The following is a 24,916-nucleotide window of genomic DNA, read 5'->3' as shown; positions in this document are numbered from 1 at the left end:
GCGCATCGTGACCACGCAAGCCGCAAACCGGCGCAGCATGCAGGACTGGCTGGACAGCTACAGCAACGACCATCGCAACCCGGTGAACCAGGTCTTCCACTGGTGCTGCGTGCCCCCCATCGTGTGGTCGGTGATCGCGCTGCTGTGGACCGTCCCGGTGCCGCAGATGTGGCTGCGCCCTGGCGCCTGGGCGGTGGCGGCGATGGTGCTGGCGTTCTACTGGTACTGGAAGCGTTCGCGCCGGCTGGCGCTGGCGCTGCTGATCGCATTCGCCGCGCTCGGCCTGCTCACCAACGTCCTGTACTGGCGGCTCGGCGCGGCCAATCTCCGCTGGCTCGCCATCGGCGTGTTCGTGGCGGCCTGGATCGGCCAGTTCATCGGCCACAAGTTCGAGGGCCGCAAGCCGAGCTTCCTCACCGACCTCGCCTACCTGCTGGTCGGCCCGGCCTGGCTGATGGCCAAGCTGCTGCGCCGGCTAGGCTTCAAGCAGGCCGTATGAATTCCCTGCTTACCGTCGTCAGCAGCCTGGTGTGGTGGGTGCTCTACGGCAGCATCGGCGCACTGTTCTGCGCGCTGATCGCCTGGTCCGTGCTGCGCTGGACCGAGCGCTGCAACGTGGTGTTCAACCGCGTCTACCTCGCCTGCCTGCTGTGGACGCTGCTCGGGCTGCTGCTGGTCGTTGGCGTGGCAGCGTACGAAGGCCACCTGCAGCCGCCGTTCCGGCCGCTGCTCACCTCCGGCCTGATGCGCTGGGCACTGGTGGTGGACATGGTGGTGGGAGCTTTGCTGGTGTGGCGGCTGACGCCGCGGGCCGATGCACATCGCGTGCGTCCCGGGAGCGCATGCCTGGCGGTGGCGGCGGTGATGGCGGTGGGGTTCGGGGTGGCGACGGTGTTGGTGTGAGGGGATCTGCAGCAGACTTCGCTCATGAGTACTTCGCAATTCAAAGTTGAGCGTGTTCAAGGAGCGCCGGTATCTGATGCCGAGCTACTCGAAGATCTCGTGTTAGTTGCACGCGACCACGGCTGGCCAACTGTCGGCCTCAGACAGTACGAAAAGCTTGGCAAGTTCAGCCACACTACTATTTCGCGCCGCTTCGGGTCATGGAACAAAGCGCTGCAACTCGCAGGGCTAATCACATCCAACGAAATCAATCTTTCTGACGAAGCGCTCTTCGAGAATATTCTTGTTCTTTGGCAACACTTTGGACGCCAACCTCGTCGCAGCGAACTAGCCCGAGCACCATCCACCATCTCCCAAAGCCCGTACAACCGTCGCTTCGGCTCGTGGTTGGCATCGCTCGATGCTTTCGTGACCTATGCCAACAACGTCGGGACGGAGTCACCTGCCAATCCAACTCCCGGTGTTCACCGCACTGGTCGTGATCCTTCACTTAGGCTCCGATGGCAAGTCTTGCAACGCGACCGCTTCACCTGTTGCGGCTGTGGTGCAAGCCCAGCCTTGAGCTCGACTGTCGAACTGCACGTGGACCACGTAATTGCATGGAGCAACGGCGGAGAGACTGTTCTTGAAAATCTCCAGACTCTTTGTTCCGCATGCAACTACGGCAAGTCAAACACCTAGGATCGACAGCTTCAGCTCTGCCCGCCCTCATTGCGCAAGCTAGCCCTCGCAACTAGGTGGGCTAGGATTGTTCGCCCCATCCATGGGGCTCACCCCTCCGCGCTGCGCGCTACGGGGCCAGCGCTGGCGCGCTGTCCAATTTTGTTCCTGACAAAATTGTCGAACGGGGTCCGACTCCTCTACCTCCCAGCCAAAACAAAGGGGCCCCGCCGATGGCGGGGCCCCTTTGTTTTGGCTGGGAGACTAGGATTCGAACCTAGATAAACAGAGTCAGAGTCTGTTGTCCTACCATTAGACGATCTCCCAAAACCCTTGCCGTGCAGCGCGCTCTGACCTGGAGCGCCGCACGTCGAAGCGCGGTTAGCGCTTCGAGAACTGGGTGGCGCGGCGGGCCTTGTGGAGGCCGACCTTCTTGCGCTCGACCTCGCGGGCATCGCGGGTCACGAAGCCGGCCTTGCGCAGCGGCGACTTCAGGCTTTCGTCGTACTCGATCAGCGCGCGGGCGATGCCGAGGCGGATCGCGCCGGCCTGGCCGGTGATGCCGCCGCCTTCCACGGTGACCTTGATGTCGAACTTGTCGGTGTTCTGGGTCAGTTCGAGCGGCTGGCGCACGATCATGCGCGAAGTCTCGCGACCGAAGAACTGCTCGAGCGTCTTGCCGTTGACTTCGATCGCGCCGGTGCCCTTGCGCAGGAACACGCGGGCGGCGGAGGTCTTGCGGCGGCCGGTGCCGTAATTCTGCTGAATCGCCATGATGATTCCTTAAACCTCGAGGGCCTGCGGCTGCTGCGCGGCGTGCGGGTGCTCGGCGCCGCCGTACACCTTGAGCTTGCGATACATCTCGCGGCCCAGCGCGTTCTTCGGCAGCATGCCCTTGACGGCGATCTCGATCACGCGCTCCGGGTGGGTGGCCAGCATGTCCTTCAGACTGGTGGTCTTCAGGTTGCCGACGTAGCCGGTGAAGCGGTGGTACATCTTGTCGTCCAGCTTGGCGCCGGTGACCGCCACCTTCTGCGCATTCACCACGACGATGTAGTCGCCGGTGTCCACGTGCGGGGTGAACTCCGGCTTGTGCTTGCCGCGCAGGCGGCGCGCGATTTCGGTCGACAGGCGACCGAGCGTCTTGTTCGTGGCGTCCACCACGAACCAGTCGCGCTTGACGCTTTCTGCCTTGGCGCTGAAAGTTTTCATTTCGAGATACCCGTCTGCCGCCGAACGAGGGCGGTTGCACAATAATCGGTGAAGCAAAGGCGCGAGATGATAGCGGAGCCGTCATCGCCTGCGCAAGTCCACCGGCAGGTGGCTTGTGAGCTGGCAATGATAGCACGCGGTACGCGGCGCTTGAAAAGCCCCCGGCTGCCACGCCGTGCTGGCGCCGACGCGGCGACTGTCGTCCAATAGGGCGGCACCGCCACGGAGAACCCCATGAACGCACGCACGCTGAGCCCGCTGGACCGCCTGCTGGCCGGCATCGAACGCGCGCTGGAGACGGTCGCGGGCGCGCCGGCGGCGAACCGCCCCACGCCCGCGCACGGCCTCGCCCACGCGGAACTGGACGACACCGAGCGGCGCCACGCCGCGGGCCTGATGCGCATCAACCACACCGGCGAGGTCTGCGCGCAGGCGCTGTACGACGGCCAGGCCGCGCTGGCCCGCAACGAGGCGAACCGCGAACATCTGCTGCACGCCGCCGCCGAGGAAACCGACCACCTCGCGTGGTGCGCCGAACGCCTGGAGGAGCTGGACAGCCGCCCCAGCCTGCTCAACCCATTGTGGTACGCGGGCAGCTACGCCATCGGCGCGCTGGCCGCGCTGGCCGGCGACGCGGTGAGCCTGGGCTTCGTGGTGGAAACCGAGCGCCAGGTGGAGGCGCATCTGGCCGAGCACCTGGAACGCCTGCCCGCGCAGGACGGCCGCTCGCGCGCCGTGCTGGCGCAGATGCAGGCCGACGAGGTGCGCCATGCCGAGAACGCCAGGTCGCGCGGCGGCATCGACCTGCCGTTCCCGGTCCCGCAGCTGATGCAGGCCAGCTCGATGGTGATGAAGACGGTGGCGTACCGGATCTGACGGGCACCTGGTTCAGGCAGATCCTTTCGCGAGCGCCCGCCCCTCACCCCCACCCTCTCCCCGACGGGGAGAGGGTGAAAATGCCGCCTTTCGGCGGGGCCATACTCCAAAAGGAAAAACCCGCCTTCCGGCGGGTTTTTCGTCACATCAGGTTGCGGCCGTGGAACAGTTCCTCGATCTCCCGGCGCAACAGCGACTCGATGCGCTGGCGTTCCTTGAACGAGAGGTCGTCGGCATGGGCGTCGAACAGGTAGGTGTCGAGGTCGAAGTCCTTCACGTGCATCTTCGTGTGGAAGATGTTTTCCTGGTACACGTTGACGTCGAACATCTCGTACTTCTGGCGGATGTGGCGCGCCAGGTAGTCCTGCACCGAGTTGATCTTGTGGTCGATGAAGTGCTTCTTGCCCTTCACGTCGCGGGTGAAGCCGCGCACGCGGTAGTCGCACACCACGATGTCCGACTCGAAGCTGTCGATCAGGTAGTTCAGCGCCTTCAGCGGCGAGATCACGCCGCAGGTGGCCACGTCGATGTCCGCGCGGAAGGTGGCGATGCCGTTGTGCGGGTGCGTCTCGGGATAGGTGTGGACGGTGATGTGGCTCTTGTCCATGTGCGCCACCACGGCACCGGAAATGGTGTCGCGGCCCAGCTTCTCGACCACCGGCTCCTCGGAGATCAGGATGGTCACCGAGGCACCCTGCGGGTCGTAGTCCTGGCGGGCCACGTTCAGGATGTTCGCGCCGATGATCTCGGCCACGTCGGTGAGGATCTGCGTGAGGCGGTCGGCGTCGTACTGCTCGTCGATGTACTCGATGTAGCGCTGGCGCTGTTCCTCGGACACCGCGTAGCAGATGTCGTAGATGTTGAAGCTCAGGGCCTTGGTGAGGTTGTTGAACCCCTGCAGGCGCAGGCGCGGAAGCGGCTTGACCACGGCGACTCTCCATGACCGGATCGACGGTCAGCAGATGAGGCGGGTTAGCACCAAGGGTCCCCGCGGGAATTCGGATGGCGGGGACCCTTGTCTCCCGCGACCCGGCGAACGCCCCGACCACCGGTCGCGAGCGAAAGACTGCGAAGTATGCGGCAAATTTCCCAAAAACAGAACCTGCGTCAATCCATCGGGGTTTGCCATAATGCGCCGATCGGGGATGATCCGGAGGTGGCCGGCCGCAGGCGCGGCCTCATTGCCTGTGCCAAACTCGTCGGCAGCGGCGATCCTGCCGGACGATGAGGAAGTTTCCATCGCCGGCGTGCGCTCCGCGCGAACCCGCCGCCGGCGACGATACGCGGCAGACAACCGACCGATGCTACCCGTCAGTCCAGGGATGGCCTGCAGGGCCGATCCAGGGGGAACCAGAAACCGTGGCGCTACTCAAATACCAGCTTCAACAGGCCTTCGAACGCTCCCAGGCTCCGCTCGCCTTCGCGCCGGACCCGGCCTCGATGGAGCGCTTCCTCGCGCTGTGCCATCGCCGCCGCTACCCCAGCAAGACCGCGATCATCCGCCCCGGCGATCCGGCCAACACGCTGTACTACGTCATTGACGGCTCGCTCGCGGTATGCACCGAGGACGAGCAGGGCCGCGAGCTGATCCTCGCCTACATCAACCGCGGCCAGTTCATCGGCGAGATGGGCCTGTTCGTGGAACAGGCGCAGCGCGAGTCGGTGGTGCGCACGCGCAGCGTGTGCGAGATGGCCGAGATCAGCTATGAGCGCCTGTTCCAGCTGATGAAGGGCCCGCTGCAGGAGGAGTGTCCGAAGATCCTGTTCGCGATCGGCTCCCAGCTCACCCACCGCCTGCTGCGCACCTCGCGCCAGGTGAGCCGCATGGCCTTCATGGACGTCACCAACCGCATCTCGCGCACCCTGCTCGACCTGTGCGACGAGCCGGACGCGATGAGCCACCCGGAGGGTACCCAGATCCGCATCTCGCGCCAGGAAGTGAGCCGCATCGTGGGCTGCTCGCGCGAGATGGTCGGCCGCGTGCTCAAGCAGCTGGAGGAGCAGGGGATGATCGACGTCTCCGGCAAGACCATCGTGGTGCGCGGCACGCGCTAGGCGGCAACACGGTCAGGGATGCCGCCCCGCCGCCTCGGCCGCGGGGCGGCACGGCGAAGGCGCCGGACGCCCCAGCAGGAAGCCCTGCCCGAACTCGCACCCCATCGCCAGCAGCGCATCGCGCTGCGCCGCAGTCTCGATGCCCTCGGCGATCACCCCGATGTCCAACGCGCGGGCCAGCGCCAGGACCGCCGCCACCACGGTGTTGGCACCGGTGCCGCCGGCGGCGTCCAGTTCGCGCACGAACACCTGGTCGATCTTCAGCTTGCCCAGCGGCAGCGAGTGCAGGTAGCTCAGCGAGGAATAGCCGGTGCCGAAATCGTCCAGCGCCGCCTGCACGCCCGCCGCGCGCAGGCGCTCCAGGGTGGTGCGCACCAGCTCCGGGTCGTCCAGCAGCGCGCCCTCGGTCAGCTCGATCAACAGCCGTGCCGGCGGCAGCCCGCTGCGTTCCAGCAGCTGCAGCAGGCGGCGGTCGAAATCGGCGTGGCGCAGGTGCTGCGGCGAGACGTTGATCGTCACGAAGCCCGTGCCGGCGTCCGGCCGCGCCATGCGCGCGCACGCCTGGCCGAACAGCTGCCAGTCGATCGCCTCGAGCTGGCCGCAGTCCTGCGCAACTCGCACGAAGTCGTCGGGCAGCAGCAGGCCGCGCCGCGGGTGGTTCCAGCGCAGCAGCGCCTCGTGGCCAACCACCGCGCCGCTGTCGAGCCGGTAGATCGGCTGGTAGTACGGCGCGAACTCGCCGTGCAGCAGGGCATGGCGCAGCTCCACCTCCAGCGCCAGCTCGTCCACCGCGTTCCGCGCCAGCGTCTCGTCGAACATCACGTAGCGGCCGCGCCCCAGCTGCTTGGCGCGGTACAGCGCGATGTCGGCGTCGCGCAGCAGCGCGTCGGCGCGCTCGTGGCGCCTGTTGCTGACCGCGATGCCCACGCTGGCGGAAGGCTCCACCTCGCGGCCGCCGATCGACAGCGGCTGGTGCAGGGCCTGCAGCACGCCCTGCGCCATGCGCTCGGCGGCGGCCGGCTCGGCCACCGCGTCGAGCAGGATCGCGAACTCGTCGCCGGCCAGCCGCGCCACCACGTCCGGCGCGCACACGCAGGCGCGCAGGCGGTTCGCGGTCGCCTGCAGGAAGGCATCGCCGGCGAGGTGGCCGAGGCTGTCGTTGATCACCTTGAAGCGGTCCACGTCGAGGTACAGCAGCGCGCAAGGCGCCTGCGACGGCTGCCGCGCCAGCCGCTCACCCAGCCGCCCGCGCAGGAAGCCACGGTTGGGCAGGCCGGTGAGCGGGTCGTGCATCACCTCGTGCCGCAGCTGCCGCTGGATCTGCTCGCGCTCGGCGATCTGCTCGCGCAGCGCACGGGTGCGCTCCTCCACCCGGTGCTCCAGCTGCAGGTTCGCCTGCAGCAGCGCGGCGGCGGCGCGGCGGCGGTGGATGCTGTTGGCGATCTGCAGCGCGGCGAAGCCCAGCAGCTCCTGGTCGGCGCTGCCGAAGCGCATCTCGTCGCCGTAGCCCTGTACGGCGACCACGCCGATCACCGTCTCGCCCGTGCGCAGCGGCACGCCGAGCCAGCACGAAGACGGCGTGCCGATGTGGTGGGGCACCACCTCGCCCGCCGCCGCCATCGCGTCCAGTTCGCGCCGGCTGCCCAGCCACGGCCGGCCGGTGCGCAGCACGTAGGCGGTGATGCTGCGCTCCAGCGGCAGGCTGAATGCGCTCTGCACGCCGGCATCCACGTAATACGGGAAATCCAGGCGCTGGTGCTGCTCGTCCAGCAGGGCGATGTAGAAGTTCGAGGCGTCCAGCAGGCTGCCCACCTCGGCATGCACACGCCGGTAGAACGCGCCCTCGTCGAGATCGGCGGTACCCAGCTCGGCCAGCCGGAACAGCACCGACTGCAGCCGTTCCGCGCGCTGGCGCTCCAGCACCTCCTGCTGCAGCTCGCGGTTGGCCGCGGCCAGCTCGCCGGTACGCAGCTGCACCCTCCGCTCCAGCTCGTCCTTGCTCCGCTTGCGCTCCAGCGCGGCCAGCACGTGCTGGGCCACGAACTCCAGCACCGCGCGATCCTCGTCGGTGTAGCCGATGCCCTGACGGTAGCTCTGCACCACCAGCGCGCCATGCACGCAACCCTCCCGCAGCATCGGCACGCCCAGCCAGTCCACGCTGTCCGGGCCGATCACTTTCAGCGGGCCACTGGTCTGTGCGGCCAATTGTTCGGGGCTGCCCATCATCGGCCGCCCGCGCACCAGCAGATGCCAGGTGAGCGAGCCGCGCATCGCGTCCAGCGGCTCCTCGCGCTCGATGTCGGGGCCCTCGGCGTCCTCCGTGTCGGCGTAATAGAGGAAACGCGTCGTGCCGCGTTCGGCATCGTGCCGAACGATGTAGAAGTTCTCCGCATACATCAGCGTGCCGACGATGCCGTGGATGCCGCGCAGCAGTTCGTCCATGTCGCGGTCGGCATCGGCCAGGTCGGAGATCGCGAACAGCGCGCGCTGCAGGTTTTCCGAGCGCTCCAGCTGGTGACGCGACTCGCGCAGCTCGCCCAGCTCCAGCAGCCACCGCAGTTGCCGGCCGGCCAGCGCGAGGCACGGCGACAGCGCTTCGCGCAATTCCCGGCCGGCCTGCGCACCCGCCAGCGCCAGCGTCAGCACGGCGGGCACATCAGGCAGCCGTATCGCCAGCTCGTTGCCGGCGGCAGGCGCATCGCGGCCGTCGCATGGTGCGGCCCGCAGCCAGGCCGCCAGTTGCGCATCCGGCGCGCCGCGGGTGCTGCGGCACTCGCCCCGCTCCAGCCACGACAGGCAGGCATCGCGGCAGACCGGGCAGCTGCGTGCCAGCGCGATCGTCAGTTCGGCCACCGCCTGCGGCGTGGTCGCGCCGATCAGCCGCCCCAGCCAGGCCAGTTGGTCTGCCTGGCCCGGAATCGCAAGCTGCGGCCCGTGGAGTTGATTCATGCGTGGATGACTCCCCCCTTCGCCCGATCGTAGCGCGCTCCCACGATGCCGCCCAGCATGAGTCCGTGAACGCCACGCCCGCTAGAATGGCCGACTCGCCCCGGACCCCTGCATGCTTGCCGACGCCACCAAGGACGCCATCCGCGCCGCCTACGCGCGCCTGAAGGACGGCCTGCCCGGGTTCCGCCCGCGCGCCCCGCAGGGAAAGATGATCGCCGAAGTGGCGAAGGCGCTGGCGAGCACGGGCGGCGTCGCCGCGATCGAGGCACCCACCGGCACCGGCAAGTCGATGGCCTACCTGATCGCCGGCCACGAGGTGGCGCGCGCGCAGAAGAAGAAGTTGCTGATCGCCACCGCCACCGTGGCGTTGCAGGAACAGCTGGTGGAGCGCGACATCCCGCTGTACCTGCAGCTCTCCGGCCACGCGGCGAAAGTGGCGCTGGCCAAGGGCCGCGGCCGCTACCTGTGTCCGCGCAACCTGGCGATGGCACGCAACAGCCTCGCCGGCTCGGCGCAGATGGGTTTCGGCTTCGACGCCGACCTCGCGCTGTGGGCCAGGCCGCCTGCCGAACGCGACAAGCAGGCGCTGTCGAAACTCGCGCAAGCCTTCGATGCGGGCCAATGGAATGGCGACATGGACAGCGCGCCCGAGCCGGTGGGCGAGCTGCTGCGCCCGATGCTCACCACCAGCGCCGGCGGCTGCACCAACCGCAAGTGCGGCCAGTTCATGATCTGCCCATTCTTCGCGGCGCGCCGCGCGGTGGACGACGCCGACATCATCGTGGCGAACCAGGACCTGGTGCTGGCCGACCTCACCATGCCGGGCGAGGACGACCACTGGGGCGGCGTGATCCTGCCGCGTCCGGACGAGACGCTGTACGTGTTCGACGAGGCCCACCACATCCCCGGCAAGGCCATCGACCGCGGCGCCGCCGACGTGCATATGGCTTCCACCGTGCGCCAGCTGAGCCGGCTTGGCCGCCAGGTGCACGCGGCCTATTCGCTCACCGACAAGGAAAGCCTCGGCAAGCTCACGCTCGACGCGGGCGACGCGAAACTGCAGGAACTCAGCGATGCGCTGGAGGAACTGGAGAAAGCCATACGCCTAGCCTGGCTGCCCGATCCCGCCGAGAGCGAGCCGATGTACCGCGGCTCGCTGGGCCGCCTGCCCGACGCGTGGGTCGAGCACGCGCGCATGCTCAGCCTGCAGACCGCCGAGGTTCAACGCTGGCTCGCCGCGGTGCGCCGCGCGGTGGTGGAGATGACCGACGGCGGCCCCACCCAGGAGGCGCTGTCGCGCGAGCTGGGCATCGCGCTGGAACGCATCGGCAAGCAGGCCGCCTGCTGGCAGGCGTGGGCCGCCGACGATCCCGCGCAGGCGCCGCCGCTCGCGCGCTGGGTGACGCTCACCGGCGACCAGCAACTGGTCTGCCACGCCTCGGCGGTCTCTGCCGCGGGCCTGCTGCGCAACGTGCTGTGGGGCAACGCCAGCGGCGTGGTGCTCACCTCGGCCACGCTGAGCGCGGGCGGCAATTTCCGCGGCTATGCGGACGCGGTGGGCCTGCCCGACGACGCGGTGACGCTGAGCCTGCCTTCGCCGTTCGATCTCGCCGTGCAGGCGCGGCTGGAAGTGCCGGCCATGGACGCATTGCCCGACGCGCGCGAGGAACACGCGCAGGCGATCAGCGACTGGCTGGCCGGACAGCTCGACTGGAACGCCGGCAACCTCGTGCTGTTCACCTCGCGCGCCAAGCTCGACCGCGTGCTGCAGAAGCTGCCGATCGACAAGGTGCGCAAGGTGCGCGCGCAGGGCTCGCTGGGCAAGACACAGCTGATCGCCGAGCACGTCGCCGACGTGGCGTCCGGCAAGGGCAGCACGCTGTTCGGCCTGGCCTCGTTCGGCGAAGGCCTCGACCTGCCCGGCAAGCTCTGCGAGACCGTGGTGATCACCCAGCTGCCGTTCGCCGTGCCCACCGACCCGGTGGGCGCCACCTATGCGGAATGGCTGGAATCGCGCGGCCGCAACCCGTTCATCGAGGTGAGCATCCCCGAAGCCACCCGCCTGCTCACCCAGTACTGCGGCCGCCTGATCCGCAACGAAAGCGACACCGGCCGCATCGTGCTGCTGGATCGCCGGGTGGTCACCAAGCGCTACGGCGCCGGGATGCTGCGGGCGCTGCCGCCGTTTCGGCGGGTCATCGAGAGGTAGGGCGTGCGCCTGCGGTGGGTGTTCGGGCGCGCACCGACATGCGCTTTCGCTCCTCATTAGCTTGAGAACGTCCGTGACTTTCACGAATGGTTTCGGGCTCCTTGCCCAAGGAACAAGGCGGTTTCGGACGCCTGCCCGCTAGGAACAAAGCGGTTTCGGGCGCCGGCAGGCGGTCGAAACCGCCTTGTCCCCACCGGAAGGCTGGACGAAATCCCTCCATCGCTTGCAAAGCCTTTTGCAAAAAGTCCCGGTCTACGCATTGCTACCATGCAGCACCCACCAAAACCAATCGCATCGCGACAACATCCATGCCCATCACCCGACTCGCCGAGTGCCCCGCCAAAACATGGAAGAACGGCCTGGGCCGCACCCGCGAGTTGGCCATCCATCCGCCCGGCGCGGGCATGGACGACTTCCTGTGGCGGGTGAGCGTCGCCGAGGTGGAGAGCGCCGCGCCGTTCTCCGCGTTTCCGGGCGTCGACCGCGTGATCGCGTTGCTCGAGGGCGATGGCTTCACGATGGCGCTGGACGATGGCCGCAGCCATGCGCTCACCACGCCGTGCGCGCCGTTCGCGTTTCCGGGCGAGAGCGGCGTGCAGGTCACCCTGGCCGGCAGCCCCAGCCGCGATTTCAACCTGATGCTGCGGCGCGGCCGCGTGCGCGGCGGGGTCGAGGCGTGGCACACGGCCGGTGCGCGGCAAGCCGACGCCGGCACCGTGCTGGTCTACTGCGTGCGCGGACGCATCGACACCGATGAAGGCGAGCTGCGCGCAGGCGACGCATGGCGCCCGGGCACCGGCACGCCGGTTCTGCGCGAGGGCACGCTGGCGCTGGCCGTGCGGGTCGAGCCGACGACCTGACAAACGTCACTCGTGGCCCCGCGCCTGGCTGCCTATACTCCGCCGCACTGCCCCCGGAGTCGCCTGCCATGCCTGTGCTGATCCTCGGTCTCGTGCTGTTTCTCGGCGTGCATTCGCTGCGCATCTTCGCCGACGACTGGCGCAAGCGGCAGATTGCCCGGCTGGGGCTGAAGCCGTGGAAGGGCCTGTATTCGCTGCTGGCCATCGCCGGCTTCGTGCTGATCTGCTGGGGCTTCGCGTTGGCGCGGCACCATCCGGTGCTGTTGTACGCGCCGCCGCTGTGGCTGGTGCGGCTGAATGCGCTGTTCACCCTGGTTGCCTTCGTGCTGTTCGCCGCGGCACGGGTGCCGCACAACGGCATCAAGGCGCGCCTGCATCATCCGCAGGTGCTGGCGGTGAAGCTGTGGGCGTTCGGCCACCTGCTTGCCGCCGGCATGCTGCACGACGTGGTGCTGTTCGGCGCCTTCCTGCTGTGGGCCGTCGTGCTGTTCGCCGCCTCGAACCGGCGCGACCGCCGCGAGGGCACCGTCTATCCGCCCGGCACGACCAAAGGCACCGCGATCGCCGTCGTGGCGGGCGTGGCGGCCTGGGCACTGTTCGCGTTCTGGCTGCATGCGCTGCTGATCGGCGTGAAGCCGCTGATGTAACCCCCGGCCGGGGTGCCGGAAGCCATCTGCGCATGCGCGGCGGATCGCGCTAGAGTAGCCGCATCCGTCACCACCGAGGTCGTGCCATGGCCGCCTTCCTGCTCTGGCTGTTGCTGCTGGTGTTCTGCTGGCCGCTCGCGCTGCTGGCCCTGGTGCTCTATCCCGTCGTGTGGCTGCTGTGCCTGCCGCTGCGGCTGGTCGGCATCACGGTAAGCGCAGTGTTCGCCTTCCTCGGTGCGCTGCTGATGCTGCCCGCCCGCGCGCTGCGCGGCCGCCCGGCCTGACGCACCGGGCCTGCGCATCGCCGCCGAAGCGGGTACAAAGGCGGCATGAAGGCGATCGACACGCTCACACCCTGCCCCTGCGGCAACCCCGCCGGCTACGCCGCCTGCTGCGGCCCGCTGCACGACGGGCGCGTGATCGCCGTCAGCGCGGCGCAGCTGATGCGCTCGCGCTACAGCGCCTACGTGCTCAAGCGTGAGGACTACCTGCTGGCCAGCTGGTACGCCGACACGCGCCCCGCGTCGCTGCGCTTGGCCGCGCAGCAGCCCGCGCCGACCTGGCTGGGACTGGAGGTGCGCGGCGAGCAGCGCATCGACGACGAGCATGCCGTCGTCGAATTCGTGGCCCGCTACCGTCTTGGCGGCGGCCGCGCGCAGCGCCAGCACGAGATCAGCCGCTTCGTGCGTGAAGGGGGCCGCTGGTATTACGTCGACGGCGAACTGGGCGGCTGAGCACCTTACTCAGAACCCTTGCACGCCCGCCGCGTGCAGGTGGGCGGCCAGGGAGCGCACCTCGGGGTTGGCAAAGAACGCGGCGAGTTGCCTGGCATGCGCCGCACTGGCGCCACGCGCCCGCCAGCCGTCTTCATCCTGCGCGGCGAGCGCGGCCCAAGCCTCGCCCGCATCCACCGCATCGCCCGGCGCGCCCAGTGCACGCAGCCAGTCGCCAAACGGCCGCCCGCGCGCCTCGGCGAAGGCCTTGGCGATCACCGCGGCCCGGTTCGCGCCGAACTCCGGCACCACAACGAGTCGCGCGGGCGCGAGCGTCATCCAGTCCAGCAGGCCGTGGATCAGCCCGGCATCCGCCAGCGCCTGCCAGGTGGCTGCACTGACGCCCGGCAGCCGCAGGCCCTGCCTGCCGCCCAGCCAGATCAGCCGCGCCTGGAACTGCTGCTCGCAGCCCGGTGCAGATTGCCAGCAGGTGAGCGGGCCGTAGCGCGCTGGATCGGGCGCATCCACCGCGGCCCGCTGCGTCGCGCGCCACGCCACCGACTGCAGGCGCGGGATGGTCAACCCGGCCAGCGCCACCTCGACCTGGTCGCCGGGGCGGATGTCGAGTTCCCGCCAATGCTTCAGCGAGCCCACGCTGACGCGCTGCACGCGGTGGTCGTCCAGCTGCACCGGCACCAGTTCCAGCACCGGCGTGATGCGCCCGCTGCGGCCGATGGTGAAGTTCACCGCGCGCACCTCGGCCAGGGCGGAGGCGGCCGGATATTTCCACGCCACCGCCCAGTCCGGCGGACTGGCCTGCCAGGTGTCGGCCGGCGGCCGATGGCCCTGGCGCAACACCGTGCCGTCGGCCGCGAACGGCAGGGCGTGGCGATACCACTGCTCGCGCCAGCGTTTCACCTCGTCGAGACCGGCCACCGGGTGGGTGAGCGCCGCGCTGTCGGCGAAACCCATCGCCGCGAGGCCGGCCAGCCGCGCCGGCATGTCGGGCGGGCCACTGGGCCAGTCCCACACGAACAGGCCGATCTTCGCGGCGGTGGCGGCATCCAGCGTGTTGCGCGCCAGCGCGCCGGCCACCGCCGAGCGTGCGTTGACGCCGCCGTCGGCGGCCTGCACGTGGCCGGGCAGCCGCCACACCAGCTCGCCCTGCAGCACCACGCGGGCCGGCGCATGCGGCAGGTGCTTGGGAATCGCGCCGATCGCCCGCGCCAGCGCGGTCCAGTCGGAACCGTGCAGGCCGTCGCCACGACTGCTGGCCTGACGCAAACGACCGTCCACGTACAGCAGGGTCACTGCCACGCCATCGGCCTTGGGTTGCACCCACAGGTCGCGGTTGCCGCGCGCCTGCATCCACGCCGCGACGGCGGTGGCATCGGGCAGCTTGGCCAACCCGGTCTGCGCGACCGGGTTGCGCACGCGCCCGCCGGCATCGGCCAGATGCGCCAGCGGCGCGGGCGCCTGCGCGGGGAAGCACTGCTGCCACGCCGCGAGGCGCTGCTCGGCCTGGTCGTAGACGGCATCGCTCACCGGTGAGCGTCCCTCGACGCGATAGGCGTGATTCCACCCGTCGAGCCGCGCGCGCAGCGCGGCGAGTTCCTGGTGGGCGCGCGCGGACGACCAGTCCGGACAATCGGCGGCATGCGCGGCGACGGCCCACGCGAACAACATCGACAACAGGCAGACCGTGCGCATGCGGCGCTTCCACTACGGGGGGTGCCGTCGACGCTAGCCGCGCCGCCGCCAGGAATCAGGCGGCAAGATGCGCGTCGCAGCGTAGGCGGGAGACGTCAGCTCGTGGCGGATTGCACGCCGATCGGCAGCCGGCTCTCGCCGCGGGGACTGCCCGCGGGACCGAAGCGGCGCTCCACGATCACGCCGCGGCCGTCGTGGTCGATCGCCACCACGGTGCTGGCGCGGGTGCCGTAGTCGCGGCCACGGATGAAGGCCGAGGACAGCCAGCGCTCGCGTTCCAGGCCGATGCCGGTGTCGGGCAGCTCCGCATCCGGCGCCTGCCGCTCGTCGGCAAGCGCGTCGAACAGCGGCGCGAAATCCCCGTCGTCGCCTTCGGCCAGCCACGTTTCGAGGCGCGTCATCAGCGCGCGTGTCTTCGGCCACGGCGTGTTGAAGTCGGCGTTCGACAGGCCGTGCACGCCGGGCGTCACCGCCTCGGCACGCGGCCCGGGGCGGTTGCCGAGATAGAACGCGGCCTGCGCGTCGAAGGTGAGCAGGTTGAACGGGCGGTAGCCGGCCGCCTGGGTGAGCAGTTGCCGCGCGTGCGCCGCGGCGTCGGCCGCACCGGCCAGGTAGTCGGTGGCGAGCAGGCCGCGCGAGGCGCCGAGCTGCGGATCGCGGGGATCGCGCACGTTCGTCACCACGCAGCAGCGTCCCGCACCGGTGACGCCCAGCCAGGTGCCGCCGGCCTCGAGGTCGCGGCCGCCGGTGATCGGCAGGTCGCTCCAGCTGGCCAGCGGGGCGCTGGGCCGCGCATGGAACTCGTCGCGGTTGCCGGCCAGCACGAGGCGCCAGCGCGGATGGGACTGCCAGGCGAAGGCGATCAGGCACATGGCTCAGAGCCTGCCCGCAGCGGCGTGGCGCGGACGCGAAGGCGCCTGGTCTTGCGCGGCGGCATCCTTGCGCAGGCATTCCTCCAGCCGGGTCAGCGCAGGCAGATGGGTGGTGCGCAGCGTCACCAGTGCGGTGCGGATGCGTGCGAGCCGCGCCGGCATCGCGCGGATGGAAAGCGCATCGCGCTGCGGGTAGGTTTCCAGCACCGAGCGCGGCACCAGCCCCACGCCCACGCCGGCCGCGGCCGCGGCGAAGATGCCGTGGTAGGAGGCGAACTCCAGCACGCGCGCAGGCACGATGCGCTGCGCGTCCAGCCACTCCACCAGCCGCCGGCGGTAGATGCAGCCCTGGCTGTGGTAGACCAGCACGGTGCCGTCGGCCAGGCGCTTCGGCTCCGCCAGCATCGCGCTGTCGCGTGCGCCGACCAGCACCAGTTCCTCCATGTACAGCGGCACGCTGCGGAAGCGCCCGGTGTCCACCTGCTCGCCCACGATGGCGGCGTCCAGCGTGCCGGCCTGCACGTCGGCCACCAGGCCGCGCGAGGATGCGGTGTGCAGGTTCACCCAGACCTGCGGATGCGCGCGGTGGAACGCCGCCAGCGGATACGGCAGGCGGCTCGCCGCCACGCTCTCCATCGAACCGAGCCGCAGCGCGCCGCCGGTCTCGCCGCTGCGCACGGCGACGCGGGCCTGCTCGGCCAGTTCCAGCATGCGCCGCGCGTAGTCCACCAGCTCCTCGCCGGGCGCGGTGAGGCGCAGGCGCTGGCCCTCGCGATGGAACAGCTGCACGCCCAGCGAGCTTTCCAGCTGGTGGATGCGGCTGGTGATGCTGGACTGGGCACGGTGCAGCTTGGTCGCCGCGCGGCCGATGCCGCCGGCCGCCACCACCGCCTGGAAGGTTTCGAGCGCGCGCAGGTCCATGTTCGATTTCCTCGATGGATTCATTCGCAATTATTCGCTTTATACGATGATACGCCGCGCCTAGCATGGCTGCATCCCTTGCCGGAGCGCCGTCATGCGATCCCCCGTTCCGCTCTCCCTCGCCGGCATGACCGTGCTGGCCCTCGCGCTGGGCATCGGCCGTTTCCTGCTCACCCCGCTGCTGCCGCTGATGCAGGCCGATGCGGGCCTGAGCCTGGTCGGCGGCGGCTGGCTGGCCTCGATCAACAACATCGGCTACCTGCTGGGCGCCCTGCTGTGCACGGCGCTGGCGTTGCCGCAGCGCGCCAGCCTGCGCAGCGGCCTGGTGCTGGTGGCGCTGGGCACGCTGGGCATGGGGCTGGCGCCATCGCTGGCGCCGTGGCTGCTGTGCCGCTTCGTCGCCGGCGTGGCCGCGGCGGTGCTGATGGTGCACGGCATCGCGTGGTGCGGCGCACATCTGCGCCGGCACGGCCGACTGGGCCTGGAAGCCGTGCTGTACAGCGGCCCCGGCGTCGGCATCATCGCCAGCGGCGTGCTGGTGGCGGCGCTGCACGGCACGGGCCTGGACTCGGCGCGCTGGTGGTTGGCGTTCGGCGTGGCCAGCGCCGCGCTGACCGCGCTGATCTGGCGCACGCTGGATGCGCCCGCCGCACCAGCCGCCGCCACGGTGACGAAAGGCGACGCCCGCGATGCCGGTCCCACCTGGCCGCTGGTGGCGATCTATGGCCTGTTCGGCTTCGGCTACGTGATTCCCGCCACCTTCCTGCCGCTGATCGCCGACGCGCAGCTGCACCTGCCCGCGCTGCGCGAATGGTTCTGGCCGCTGTACGGCGTCGCCACGGTGCTGGCGACCTTGCTGCTGGGCGCGTTGCCCGCGCCGCGCAACAACTACGCCGGGCTGGCCGGCTGTTGCCTGTCGATGCTGCTGGGCGCCGCGCTGTGCCTGTACTGGCCCAGCCGCACCGGGCTGGCGCTGGGCACCGTGCTGGAAGGCGCGGCGATCACGCCGGTGGTGATGTTCACCATGCGCCAGGCGGCACGACTGGCGCCGCGCGATCCCACACGGCTGATCGGCGCGCTGACCGTCGCCTTCGGCATCGGCCAGATCGTGGGACCGCCGGTGGCCGCCACGCTCGCCGCGCACCGCCACGGCTTCGCCGCGCCGCTGGAGCTGGCCGCGCTGGCGTCCGCGCTGGCACTGGCGCTCGCGCTGTCGCGGCTCGGCCGCGGCGCGCTCAGTGCCGCAGCTCCAGGTTCGTCCTGCGCACCGTCTCCACGAAGCCCGCGAACGGAATGTCGGTGATGCCGACCAGGCTGAAATGCCCGTTCTCGCCGTCGAGCAGGCGGCCGGTCACCGGCTCGTCCACGTATTCGAACCAGTGCGTGCCCACGATCTCGGGATCATCCGCCGCCGCCCGCAGGTAACGCGCATAGGCTTCGCCGCGTTGCGCCTCGCTCGCCACCGAGACCACGCCCTTGCCGAACGGACCGCGGTCGTCGGAGCCGAAGTGGAACTCCGAAATCAGCACCGGCTTGTCGAGCTTGCGCATCGCCGCCGCATCGAAACCGTGCTGCGGCACGTCGGCGTAGATGTTGAAGCTCACCACGTCGCAGTACCTGGCACACGCCGCGACGGCCTCGGGCGTCTTCACCGCGAAACGGCTGCCGAGATAGAGATGATGCGGGTCGTGACGATGGATCGCCGCGGCCACGGTGCGGAAGAACTGGTCGGCGTAGCGGGTCAGCCACGCGCTGTAGTCGGCGGCGATGGCGGGGTGCGCTTCGCTCGGCTCGGGCGCGGGGAAGTTGGTGGCGTCCAGCGCCTCCCACGAGGCCAGCGCGATGCCCCAGGCCGCCGCGAGCTTGTCGGGCGTGCCGTATTCCTTCTTCAACTCGGTGATGAAAGCCTGCTTGGCCGCGCTGCGCGCCTCGCCGTGCAGCGTGCCCACGGCCAGCGCCCAGCGACCTTGCGGGCCATAGGCGGACCACGACAATTCGTTGTCGGCGAAATAGCCGAGCAGCCACGGATCGTCACGCGCGCCCTGCGCGGCCCTTGCCGCCGCCGTGTCCGCCGCCTGCACGAAACGCGGATCGAAGGGATCGGGCATGCGGCCCCACCAGTCGTAGCCAGTGGCGACCGTGCCGAAGTCGCCGCGGATATCCAGCTCGCGCGTGTACGGCAGCTGGTGCAGCGCGCCCAGCGCGGGGTCGCTCCAGTTGGCGATGGTGTTGAAGCCCCACGCCTGCAGACGCGCCAGGGTGCGCGCGCGCCACGCGGCCAGCCAGTCCCCGCCATCCACGCGGTACAGGTTGGCGGCGTAGAAGTCGAACCACTGCCCGTGGTCGCAGCAGCGGCCCGCGCCCGCGCCCTGCTGCGCGTTGCGATTGTCGCCGCTGCCGTAGAACGCCGCCCACGCGCCGCGATCCGGCGGCAGGTCGCGGAACATGTACGCACGATCCTGCACGTAGGTGCGGGTGTCGTCGCTCTTCACCGTGTTCACGCCCAGCGAAAAGAAGCCGTGACCGTCCGGCGTGACTAGCCACCAGCGGCCCTCGGCCTTCTGCGTGTGGAACCAGCCGGTCGCCCGCAGACGGACGTCCAGACGTCCGCCGTAGCGATCCTCATGACCTGGCGCTCCGGCAGCCGGAGCACGCTTGACGGCGGCGCGCAGCGCGGCATCGTCGGCGACCTTCTCGGGCCAGCTCTCGCGGGTGTACTGGCCGTAGCGGTCGACGATGCCGGCATAGGCTTCGTGCAGCGTGGCTTCGCCCGGCACCGCGTCCATGCGGCCAAACAGCAAGGATTGCGCAGCTTGCGGTGCCGGCACCGAGAGCCGCACGTCATGAACCACCGAGAGATCCAGTGAACCCGCCACGGTGGTCGCCACCAGCACGCGCCTGCCATGGTCGTCGAATGGCCGGGTCGGCCCGGCCTGCATGCCGAAGGTCAACGGCGAGACGGCGCGCAGCGGCACCGCCAGGGTCTGCGCGGGGCCGGCGGGCAAGCCCACCACGGCATGCAGACGCTGCTTCGCATCCGCGCCATCGATGTCGACCACCAGGGTCACCGCCCACGGCATCGCGTTCTGCACGCGCAGGCGCAGCTCGCCCTGCCCCTGCCAGTTCCACACTCCCTGCGCTGGCGTCACCACGACCTGCGGCTGGGCGGCCGGCTGGAAGGTGTAGCGCTGCTGCCTCACGCCATCCTGCGCGGTTTCGGTGGCGGCGGTCCGCACCACGTGCTGCAGGTCGAGATGCGCCGACGACGCCGTCAGGTCGGCCACTTCCGTCGCCATCGCCGGTGCGGCGAACAGCGCAGCGACACCCGCCAGCCAGATCCGCTTCATGCCGCTCTTCCCTGCAGCCGCTGCCACAGCCAGTACACCGGCGCACCCACCGCGATGATCACGAGGCTCATCCCCGCGTCGTGCGGCGAGGCGATGGCGGTGGCGGCGATCACGCCCAGCACGGTGACCACGAACACCAGCGGCATCAGCGGGAACCACGGCACGCGGTACGGCGCCGGCTCGTCCACGAATTTCCAGCGGTACCAGAACAGCGTGCCGATGCCGAACGCGTGGCCCAGCCACTCGCCCACCGTGGTGTAGTCCACCAGCTGGCCGAAGTTGCCCCACAGCATCAGCACCACCGTCCACGCACCCAGCAGCGCCAGCGCCACCTGCGGCGCGCGCGTGCGCGGCTCGATGTAGCCCACCGCGCGAAACAGCATGCCGTCCGCGCCCATCGTCTGCAGCACGCGTGCGCCGCCGGCGATCGCGATGCTGCAATAGCCGAAGGTGGAGCAGGCGATGCCGATCGCCATCACCTTCGCGCCCGTCTCGCCGAACAGGCGGCGCATCAGGTCGGCCGCCGGCGCCTGGCTGTCCGCCAGACCCGCGTGGCCCAGGCCGGTGAGGTAGGCCACGTTGGCCAGCACGTAGGCCGCCACCACGCCCAGCATGCCCAGCAGCAGCGCGCGCGGCAGCGTGCGCTGCGGATCGCGCACCTCGCCGGCGAGATCGTTGAGGTAGTGGAAGCCGCCGTAGGTGAACAGCACCGGCAGCAGCGCGCCCACGAAGGCGCCGCTGGACACCGGGTGCGCCGTGTCTGTTGCCAGCACGCCGCCCAGGTGGCCGTGCGCCAGCGCCAGGCCCACCGCCACCAGCAGCGCGATCGCCGCCAGCTTCAGCACCGCGAAGATGTTCTGCATCAGCGCGCCGGCGCGGATGCCGAACAGGTTCACGCCCACGATGAACACGATCGCCGCCACGCCCACCGGCTTCACCCACGCGAGCGGCAGCCCCACCGCCTGGCAGAAGTAGTCGGCGAACGTGGTGGCCACCGCGGCCACGCTGCCGGGGTAGTTGATCAGCGCCATCGTCCAGCCGAACAGGAAGGCCGGCAGCATGCCGAAGGCTTCGCGCAGGTAGAGGTAGATGCCACCCGCCTGCGGCCGCCGCGAGCCGAGCTCCGCGTAGCACAGCACGCCGGTCAGCGTGAGCAGGCCGCCCAGCACCCACAGCGCCAGCAGCGGCAGGCCCGAGGCCGTGCGTTCGGCCACGGTGGCCGGCGTGCGGAAGATGCCGGCGCCGATCACGCCGCCGATCACGATCATCGCGCCGTCCCACACGCCGAGGCGGCGCAGGTACGACGGGGAGCTGGTTTCGGTCGTCATCCGGCAACCTTGGCATGGCGGGCGGGGGTTCGACCAGTCCCCGTCGGCAGGGGTGGCTTGCGCGGCCGCCGCGCACGGCTCAGGCTGCCTGCGGGGAATCCATGGAATGCACGATGAGCAGGCCCGCACCGCTGCTGTTCCTGCTGCCGATCGCCGCCGCGATCTGGCTGAGCTGGCGCCACTACCGGAACGCCAGGGCGCTGCTGCAGGAGTGGGCGGCCGCGAACAGGCTGCGCATCCTGCACGCGACGTCCAACGCCTTTTGGCAGTCCGTGCCGCTGTCGATGTGGTTCACCACCTCGAAGTACCAGGTGGTCTACCGCATCTCGGCCTACGACGAATCCACCCACCGCATCCGCACCGGCCTGGTGCGGCTGGGCACCTCGATCTGGGGTTTCATGAACCCCGATGCGGTCGAGGTGTTCTGGGACGACGCCGGCCCGGCGAATTGACACGCTGCGGGACGACAGGGACACTGCACGCGTTTGGCGCGCCGGAAATATTCCGCACGCCGTCCGGGCCAAGGGGTGCTGCGACGGATCACGGATCCGCCACGCTTGGCTCGCGATGACACTGGCAAGGGCGCCCTTTCCATGACTTTGGAGAGCGTCCCATGTCCATCCAGCTTGCCATCGCCACGTCGGCGGCCTACCCGACCATCCATCCCGACGATGCCCACCTGGCGGCCTCGCTCGCGGCGCTGGACATCGAACTGCAGGTTTGCGTGTGGAACGATCCCGGCGTCGACTGGGCCCGCCACGATGCCGTGCTGGTTCGCACCATCTGGGACTACTTCGAGCACTACGACGCGTTTCTCGCCTGGCTGGACCGGCTCGAGCGTGCGGGCGTGCCCGTCATCAATCCCGTCGCGCTGATGCGCTGGAACAGCGACAAGCGCTACCTGGCGCAGCTGGAATCGCTGGGCGTGCCGACCATCCCCACCCGCCTCGCCGCGCGCGACGCGCTGGCCGCGGCCCTGGCCGCCTTCCGGGGCGAGGACGTCGTGGTCAAGCCGTGCGTCAGCGGCGGCGCCTGGCGCACGGTGCGCGGCACGGCGGGCGATGCCGCGTTCGAGCGGGCGGTGTCGGAACTACCGGCCGGCGACTACCTGCTGCAGCCCTTCGTGCAGGCCATCGTCGACGACGGCGAGTGGTCGCTGCTGTTCTTCGGCGGCGAGTTCAGCCACGCCATCGTCAAGCGGCCCGCCGCGGGCGACTACCGCGTGCAGGAACAGTACGGCGGACGCAACGATGCCGTCGAACCCGATGCAGCCACCCTCGCCGCCGCCCGGCACGCCCTGGCGACATGCAAGGCGCTGGGTCTTGGCGACGCCAGCTATGCGCGGGTGGACGGCGTGGTCGTGGACGGCCGCTTCCTGCTGATGGAGCTGGAGCTGATCGAGCCTTCGCTGTTTCTTGCCGACCGGCCCGATGCCGCCGAGCGCTGCGCCCGCGTCATCGCCGCGCGACTGGAGGCGCTGCGGGCTGCGAACGCGCCGCGCATGCCGGAGAGCGCCTGATGGAAACCGCCACCGACGAATGCCTGTTCTCCTACGGCACCCTGCAGGACGAAGCGGTGCAGCTCGCCACCTTCGGCCGCCGGCTGGCCGGCACGCCGGACCTGCTGCGCGGCTACCGGCTCGACATGCTGACGATCCGCGACGCCGGCGTGGTGGCCACCAGCGGCGCGGCGCAACACCCGATCGCGAGCCATACCGGCGACGCCGCCCACGCCGTGCCGGGCACCGTGTTCCGCCTGACCGCGCAGGAACTGGCCCACGCGGATGCCTACGAGGTGGACGACTACCGGCGCGTCGCCGTCACGCTGGCCTCCGGCCTGCAGGCCTGGATGTACGTGCGCGCGGAATGAGAGGGCGCACGTCGCGCCGGCGGTTCATTGCGGGTCTTTCTGCCACATGATCCGCGTGAACCTCCACCTTCCGTCCGGCTGCTTCCGCATGGCTCGCAGAAAGCGTCCGTGCAATTCGACAGTCCGCGGTTGGCCGGCCGTGCGGAAATCCACCTCGAAGAGGCCCCACTCCACGGCGGAGTCGCCATCGACGACAACATCCTCGATGTGCGGCTTGTACTTGAGCACTTTCCAGCCGCCCTCTGCATAGGCCGCACGCAGCGCCGCCCGGCCGACGACCGGGCGGTCGCCCTCTCCCAGCAGCACGCCGTCCCTCGTCCACAGCGCAGCCAGGGCATCGGGATCCTGGCTGAGGGTCGCGGTGACGTCTCCCCGATGCAGCTCGGCGATTCCTTCCCTGTCCCGGCCTGTCACGCTGCGTCCCATCGCTTCGCGCCCGAACCCGACGGCAGCGAACGCGATACATCCCGCCGCCAGGATCAACCACCTGCCTCGCGTGTGCATGCCACATCTCCGCCAACGTGCTGAACCACCGTGGAGGCAAGCGTATAGCCCGGGGTGCCAGACAGGCCAGCAGGGCACCGGACCGCGCAGCACGGCATCCTGCGCTGACTCCGTGGAAGCGCGCGTCCTAGAATCGCCGCACGTCCCAACCCGCCACGCCCGTGCCCACGCCTTCCCGCAAGATCATCCACGTCGACATGGACGCGTTCTACGCGTCGGTGGAGCAGCGCGACGAGCCCGCGCTGCGCGGCAAGCCGGTGGTGGTGGCGTGGAAGGGCGCGCGCTCGGTGGTGTGCGCGGCCAGCTACGAGGCACGCAAGTTCGGCGTGCGCTCGGCGATGCCGGCGGTGCGCGCGGAACGGCTGTGCCCGCAGGCGATCTTCGTGCCGCCGGATTTCGTGCGCTACAAGGCAGTGTCGCGGCAGGTGCAGGCGATCTTCGCGCGGCACACCGAGCTGATCGAGCCGCTGTCGCTGGACGAGGCCTACCTCGACGTCACCGAAACGAAGACCGGCCTGCCCTCGGCCACCGCCACCGCCGAGGCGATCCGCGCGGCGATCCGCGAGGAGACGCGGCTCACCGCCTCCGCCGGCGTGGCGCCGAACAAGTTCCTCGCCAAGATCGCCTCGGACTTCCGCAAGCCCGACGGCCTGTTCGTGGTGCGCCCGCGCGACGTGCTGGATTTCCTCGCGCCGCTGCCGATCGGCCGCCTGCCCGGCGTGGGCAAGGTGATGGAAGGCAAGCTCGTCGCGCTGGGGCTGGCCACCGTGGGCGACCTGCGCGCCTTCGCCGCCGAGGAACTGGAGCAGCGCTTCGGCCGCTGGGGCCGGCGCCTGCACGAGCTGTCACTGGGCATCGACGACCACCCGGTGACGCCCGACCGCCCCACCCTGCAGGTTTCCGCCGAAGACACCTTCGAGCACGACCTCACGCTGGACGAGCTGGAGCCGCACATCCGCCGCCTCGCCGGCAAGACCTGGGCCGCGCACCAGCGCGAGGCCGACGAGGGCCGCATCGCACGCACCGTGGTGCTGAAGCTCAAGACCGCGGACTTCCACACGCTAACGCGCAGCCTCACGCCCGCGCAGCGCCCGTCTTCCGAACACGAACTGGCCGAGATTGCCTGCGCATTGCGCGAACGGGTGGAGCGCCCCGCCGACGCACTCTACCGCCTCGTCGGCGTGGGCCTGGCCGGCTTCGTGGAGGCCGACCAATACGCGGCGCAGTACGAGTTGTTCGGGTGAGCTGACCGCTGGCCGGAATCGGCCAGAAGCGGACGTC

Annotated in this window: 25 protein-coding genes, 1 tRNA gene and 1 riboswitch; of the genes, 15 read left to right on the top strand and 11 right to left on the bottom strand. The window is 69.9% G+C overall.

The features are described 5' to 3' along the window. Nucleotides 1–37: 37 nt before the first annotated feature. From ACQGNW_RS06245 to ACQGNW_RS06235, 3 genes are read left to right on the top strand one after another with little or no spacing between them, the layout of a single operon-like run. The gene (locus tag ACQGNW_RS06245) at nucleotides 38–499 is read left to right on the top strand and encodes an Mpo1 family 2-hydroxy fatty acid dioxygenase (protein WP_426662727.1); all 462 of its coding nucleotides are present in this window, start codon (nucleotides 38–40) and stop codon (nucleotides 497–499) included. Beyond that, the gene (locus ACQGNW_RS06240; protein WP_426662265.1) at nucleotides 496–903 is read left to right on the top strand and encodes a hypothetical protein; all 408 of its coding nucleotides are present in this window, start codon (nucleotides 496–498) and stop codon (nucleotides 901–903) included. Before ACQGNW_RS06245 ends, ACQGNW_RS06240 begins: the two co-directional genes overlap by 4 nt. Before the next feature lie 24 nt (nucleotides 904–927). Continuing rightward, on the top strand, nucleotides 928–1,584 hold the full coding sequence (locus tag ACQGNW_RS06235) for a homing endonuclease associated repeat-containing protein (RefSeq protein WP_426662264.1): 657 nt from the start codon (nucleotides 928–930) through the stop codon (nucleotides 1,582–1,584). 232 nt (nucleotides 1,585–1,816) lie between these two features. Here ACQGNW_RS06235 and ACQGNW_RS06230 read toward each other — a convergent pair. The 3 genes from ACQGNW_RS06230 to rplM form a co-directional block, all read right to left on the bottom strand. Then, nucleotides 1,817–1,890: transfer RNA gene (locus tag ACQGNW_RS06230), tRNA-Gln, on the bottom strand. Nucleotides 1,891–1,944: 54 nt separating this feature from the next. Further along, on the bottom strand, nucleotides 1,945–2,337 hold the full coding sequence (rpsI, locus tag ACQGNW_RS06225; protein ID WP_426662263.1) for a 30S ribosomal protein S9: 393 nt from the start codon (nucleotides 2,335–2,337) through the stop codon (nucleotides 1,945–1,947). A gap of 9 nt (nucleotides 2,338–2,346) precedes the next feature. After that, nucleotides 2,347–2,775, bottom strand: a complete 429-nt coding sequence (rplM, locus tag ACQGNW_RS06220) for a 50S ribosomal protein L13 (protein ID WP_404541882.1) — start codon at nucleotides 2,773–2,775, stop codon at nucleotides 2,347–2,349. A 234-nt stretch (nucleotides 2,776–3,009) separates the two neighbouring features. Here rplM and coq7 point away from each other — a divergent pair, with 234 nt between their 5' ends. Beyond that, nucleotides 3,010–3,651 (top strand): 2-polyprenyl-3-methyl-6-methoxy-1,4-benzoquinone monooxygenase, encoded by a 642-nt coding sequence (gene coq7 / locus ACQGNW_RS06215; protein WP_426662262.1) that lies wholly within the window; start codon nucleotides 3,010–3,012, stop codon nucleotides 3,649–3,651. Nucleotides 3,652–3,793: 142 nt separating this feature from the next. On the opposite strand, the gene speD is transcribed toward coq7, so the two are convergent. Further along, on the bottom strand, nucleotides 3,794–4,579 hold the full coding sequence (speD, locus tag ACQGNW_RS06210) for an adenosylmethionine decarboxylase (RefSeq protein WP_426662261.1): 786 nt from the start codon (nucleotides 4,577–4,579) through the stop codon (nucleotides 3,794–3,796). Between the two features lie 431 nt (nucleotides 4,580–5,010). Here speD and crp point away from each other — a divergent pair, with 431 nt between their 5' ends. Continuing rightward, the gene (gene crp, locus ACQGNW_RS06205; protein WP_426662260.1) at nucleotides 5,011–5,706 is read left to right on the top strand and encodes a cAMP-activated global transcriptional regulator CRP; all 696 of its coding nucleotides are present in this window, start codon (nucleotides 5,011–5,013) and stop codon (nucleotides 5,704–5,706) included. A gap of 12 nt (nucleotides 5,707–5,718) precedes the next feature. On the opposite strand, the gene ACQGNW_RS06200 is transcribed toward crp, so the two are convergent. Next, nucleotides 5,719–8,655 (bottom strand): bifunctional diguanylate cyclase/phosphodiesterase, encoded by a 2,937-nt coding sequence (locus ACQGNW_RS06200; protein ID WP_426662259.1) that lies wholly within the window; start codon nucleotides 8,653–8,655, stop codon nucleotides 5,719–5,721. A gap of 112 nt (nucleotides 8,656–8,767) precedes the next feature. Here ACQGNW_RS06200 and dinG point away from each other — a divergent pair, with 112 nt between their 5' ends. The 5 genes from dinG to ACQGNW_RS06175 all read left to right on the top strand — a co-directional run bounded on the left by dinG (nucleotide 8,768) and on the right by ACQGNW_RS06175 (nucleotide 13,105). Beyond that, a complete protein-coding gene (gene dinG / locus ACQGNW_RS06195; protein ID WP_426662258.1) occupies nucleotides 8,768–10,864 on the top strand; it encodes an ATP-dependent DNA helicase DinG in 2,097 nt (698 codons plus the stop codon). Nucleotides 10,865–11,172: 308 nt separating this feature from the next. Next, nucleotides 11,173–11,724 carry a HutD/Ves family protein gene (locus tag ACQGNW_RS06190; protein WP_426662257.1) on the top strand — a complete coding sequence of 184 codons (552 nt, stop codon included), beginning with the start codon at nucleotides 11,173–11,175 and terminating at the stop codon, nucleotides 11,722–11,724. 68 nt (nucleotides 11,725–11,792) lie between these two features. Beyond that, the gene (locus ACQGNW_RS06185; RefSeq protein WP_426662256.1) at nucleotides 11,793–12,371 is read left to right on the top strand and encodes an NnrU family protein; all 579 of its coding nucleotides are present in this window, start codon (nucleotides 11,793–11,795) and stop codon (nucleotides 12,369–12,371) included. Nucleotides 12,372–12,457: 86 nt separating this feature from the next. Beyond that, entirely contained in the window at nucleotides 12,458–12,655 is a 198-nt protein-coding gene (locus ACQGNW_RS06180; protein WP_426662255.1) for a hypothetical protein, read from the top strand. Nucleotides 12,656–12,700: 45 nt separating this feature from the next. Next, nucleotides 12,701–13,105 carry a YchJ family protein gene (locus tag ACQGNW_RS06175; protein WP_426662254.1) on the top strand — a complete coding sequence of 135 codons (405 nt, stop codon included), beginning with the start codon at nucleotides 12,701–12,703 and terminating at the stop codon, nucleotides 13,103–13,105. Between the two features lie 9 nt (nucleotides 13,106–13,114). Here the strand turns inward: ACQGNW_RS06175 and ligB are convergent, their stop codons facing one another. From ligB to ACQGNW_RS06160, 3 genes are all read right to left on the bottom strand, one after another. After that, nucleotides 13,115–14,794 (bottom strand): NAD-dependent DNA ligase LigB, encoded by a 1,680-nt coding sequence (gene ligB, locus ACQGNW_RS06170; protein WP_426662253.1) that lies wholly within the window; start codon nucleotides 14,792–14,794, stop codon nucleotides 13,115–13,117. A 95-nt stretch (nucleotides 14,795–14,889) separates the two neighbouring features. Beyond that, complete coding sequence (locus tag ACQGNW_RS06165; protein WP_426662252.1) at nucleotides 14,890–15,666, bottom strand: NRDE family protein; 777 nt, start codon at nucleotides 15,664–15,666, stop codon at nucleotides 14,890–14,892. A 3-nt stretch (nucleotides 15,667–15,669) separates the two neighbouring features. Next, nucleotides 15,670–16,587: a LysR substrate-binding domain-containing protein gene (locus ACQGNW_RS06160; protein WP_426662251.1), complete on the bottom strand. Its 918-nt coding sequence runs from the start codon at nucleotides 16,585–16,587 to the stop codon at nucleotides 15,670–15,672. A 94-nt stretch (nucleotides 16,588–16,681) separates the two neighbouring features. Between ACQGNW_RS06160 and ACQGNW_RS06155 the strand changes: the two genes are divergently transcribed. Beyond that, nucleotides 16,682–17,890 (top strand): YbfB/YjiJ family MFS transporter, encoded by a 1,209-nt coding sequence (locus ACQGNW_RS06155; RefSeq protein WP_426662250.1) that lies wholly within the window; start codon nucleotides 16,682–16,684, stop codon nucleotides 17,888–17,890. On the opposite strand, the gene ACQGNW_RS06150 is transcribed toward ACQGNW_RS06155, so the two are convergent. Continuing rightward, nucleotides 17,823–19,934 carry a beta-galactosidase gene (locus ACQGNW_RS06150; RefSeq protein ID WP_426662249.1) on the bottom strand — a complete coding sequence of 704 codons (2,112 nt, stop codon included), beginning with the start codon at nucleotides 19,932–19,934 and terminating at the stop codon, nucleotides 17,823–17,825. The genes ACQGNW_RS06155 and ACQGNW_RS06150 overlap by 68 nt on opposite strands. Then, on the bottom strand, nucleotides 19,931–21,262 hold the full coding sequence (locus ACQGNW_RS06145) for an APC family permease (protein WP_426662248.1): 1,332 nt from the start codon (nucleotides 21,260–21,262) through the stop codon (nucleotides 19,931–19,933). Before ACQGNW_RS06145 ends, ACQGNW_RS06150 begins: the two co-directional genes overlap by 4 nt. Nucleotides 21,263–21,375: 113 nt before the next feature. On the opposite strand from ACQGNW_RS06145, the gene ACQGNW_RS06140 reads away from it, so the two are divergent. The 3 genes from ACQGNW_RS06140 (at nucleotide 21,376) to ACQGNW_RS06130 (ending at nucleotide 23,131) form a co-directional block, all read left to right on the top strand. Then, complete coding sequence (locus tag ACQGNW_RS06140) at nucleotides 21,376–21,714, top strand: hypothetical protein (protein WP_426662247.1); 339 nt, start codon at nucleotides 21,376–21,378, stop codon at nucleotides 21,712–21,714. Between the two features lie 64 nt (nucleotides 21,715–21,778). Continuing rightward, a riboswitch (S-adenosyl-L-homocysteine riboswitch) is annotated at nucleotides 21,779–21,857 on the top strand. Nucleotides 21,858–21,875: 18 nt separating this feature from the next. After that, nucleotides 21,876–22,781 (top strand): ATP-grasp domain-containing protein, encoded by a 906-nt coding sequence (locus ACQGNW_RS06135; protein ID WP_426662246.1) that lies wholly within the window; start codon nucleotides 21,876–21,878, stop codon nucleotides 22,779–22,781. Then, nucleotides 22,781–23,131 (top strand): gamma-glutamylcyclotransferase family protein, encoded by a 351-nt coding sequence (locus ACQGNW_RS06130; protein WP_426662245.1) that lies wholly within the window; start codon nucleotides 22,781–22,783, stop codon nucleotides 23,129–23,131. Before ACQGNW_RS06135 ends, ACQGNW_RS06130 begins: the two co-directional genes overlap by 1 nt. Before the next feature lie 24 nt (nucleotides 23,132–23,155). Here the strand turns inward: ACQGNW_RS06130 and ACQGNW_RS06125 are convergent, their stop codons facing one another. Then, the gene (locus ACQGNW_RS06125; protein WP_426662244.1) at nucleotides 23,156–23,635 is read right to left on the bottom strand and encodes a YybH family protein; all 480 of its coding nucleotides are present in this window, start codon (nucleotides 23,633–23,635) and stop codon (nucleotides 23,156–23,158) included. Between the two features lie 161 nt (nucleotides 23,636–23,796). On the opposite strand from ACQGNW_RS06125, the gene dinB reads away from it, so the two are divergent. Then, complete coding sequence (dinB, locus tag ACQGNW_RS06120) at nucleotides 23,797–24,879, top strand: DNA polymerase IV (RefSeq protein ID WP_426662243.1); 1,083 nt, start codon at nucleotides 23,797–23,799, stop codon at nucleotides 24,877–24,879. Nucleotides 24,880–24,916: the final 37 nt, after the last annotated feature.

This window comes from Rhodanobacter aciditrophus (assembly GCF_050026795.1).
GTDB lineage: Bacteria > Pseudomonadota > Gammaproteobacteria > Xanthomonadales > Rhodanobacteraceae > Rhodanobacter_A.
This window is presented reverse-complemented; position numbering and strand designations above follow the sequence as displayed.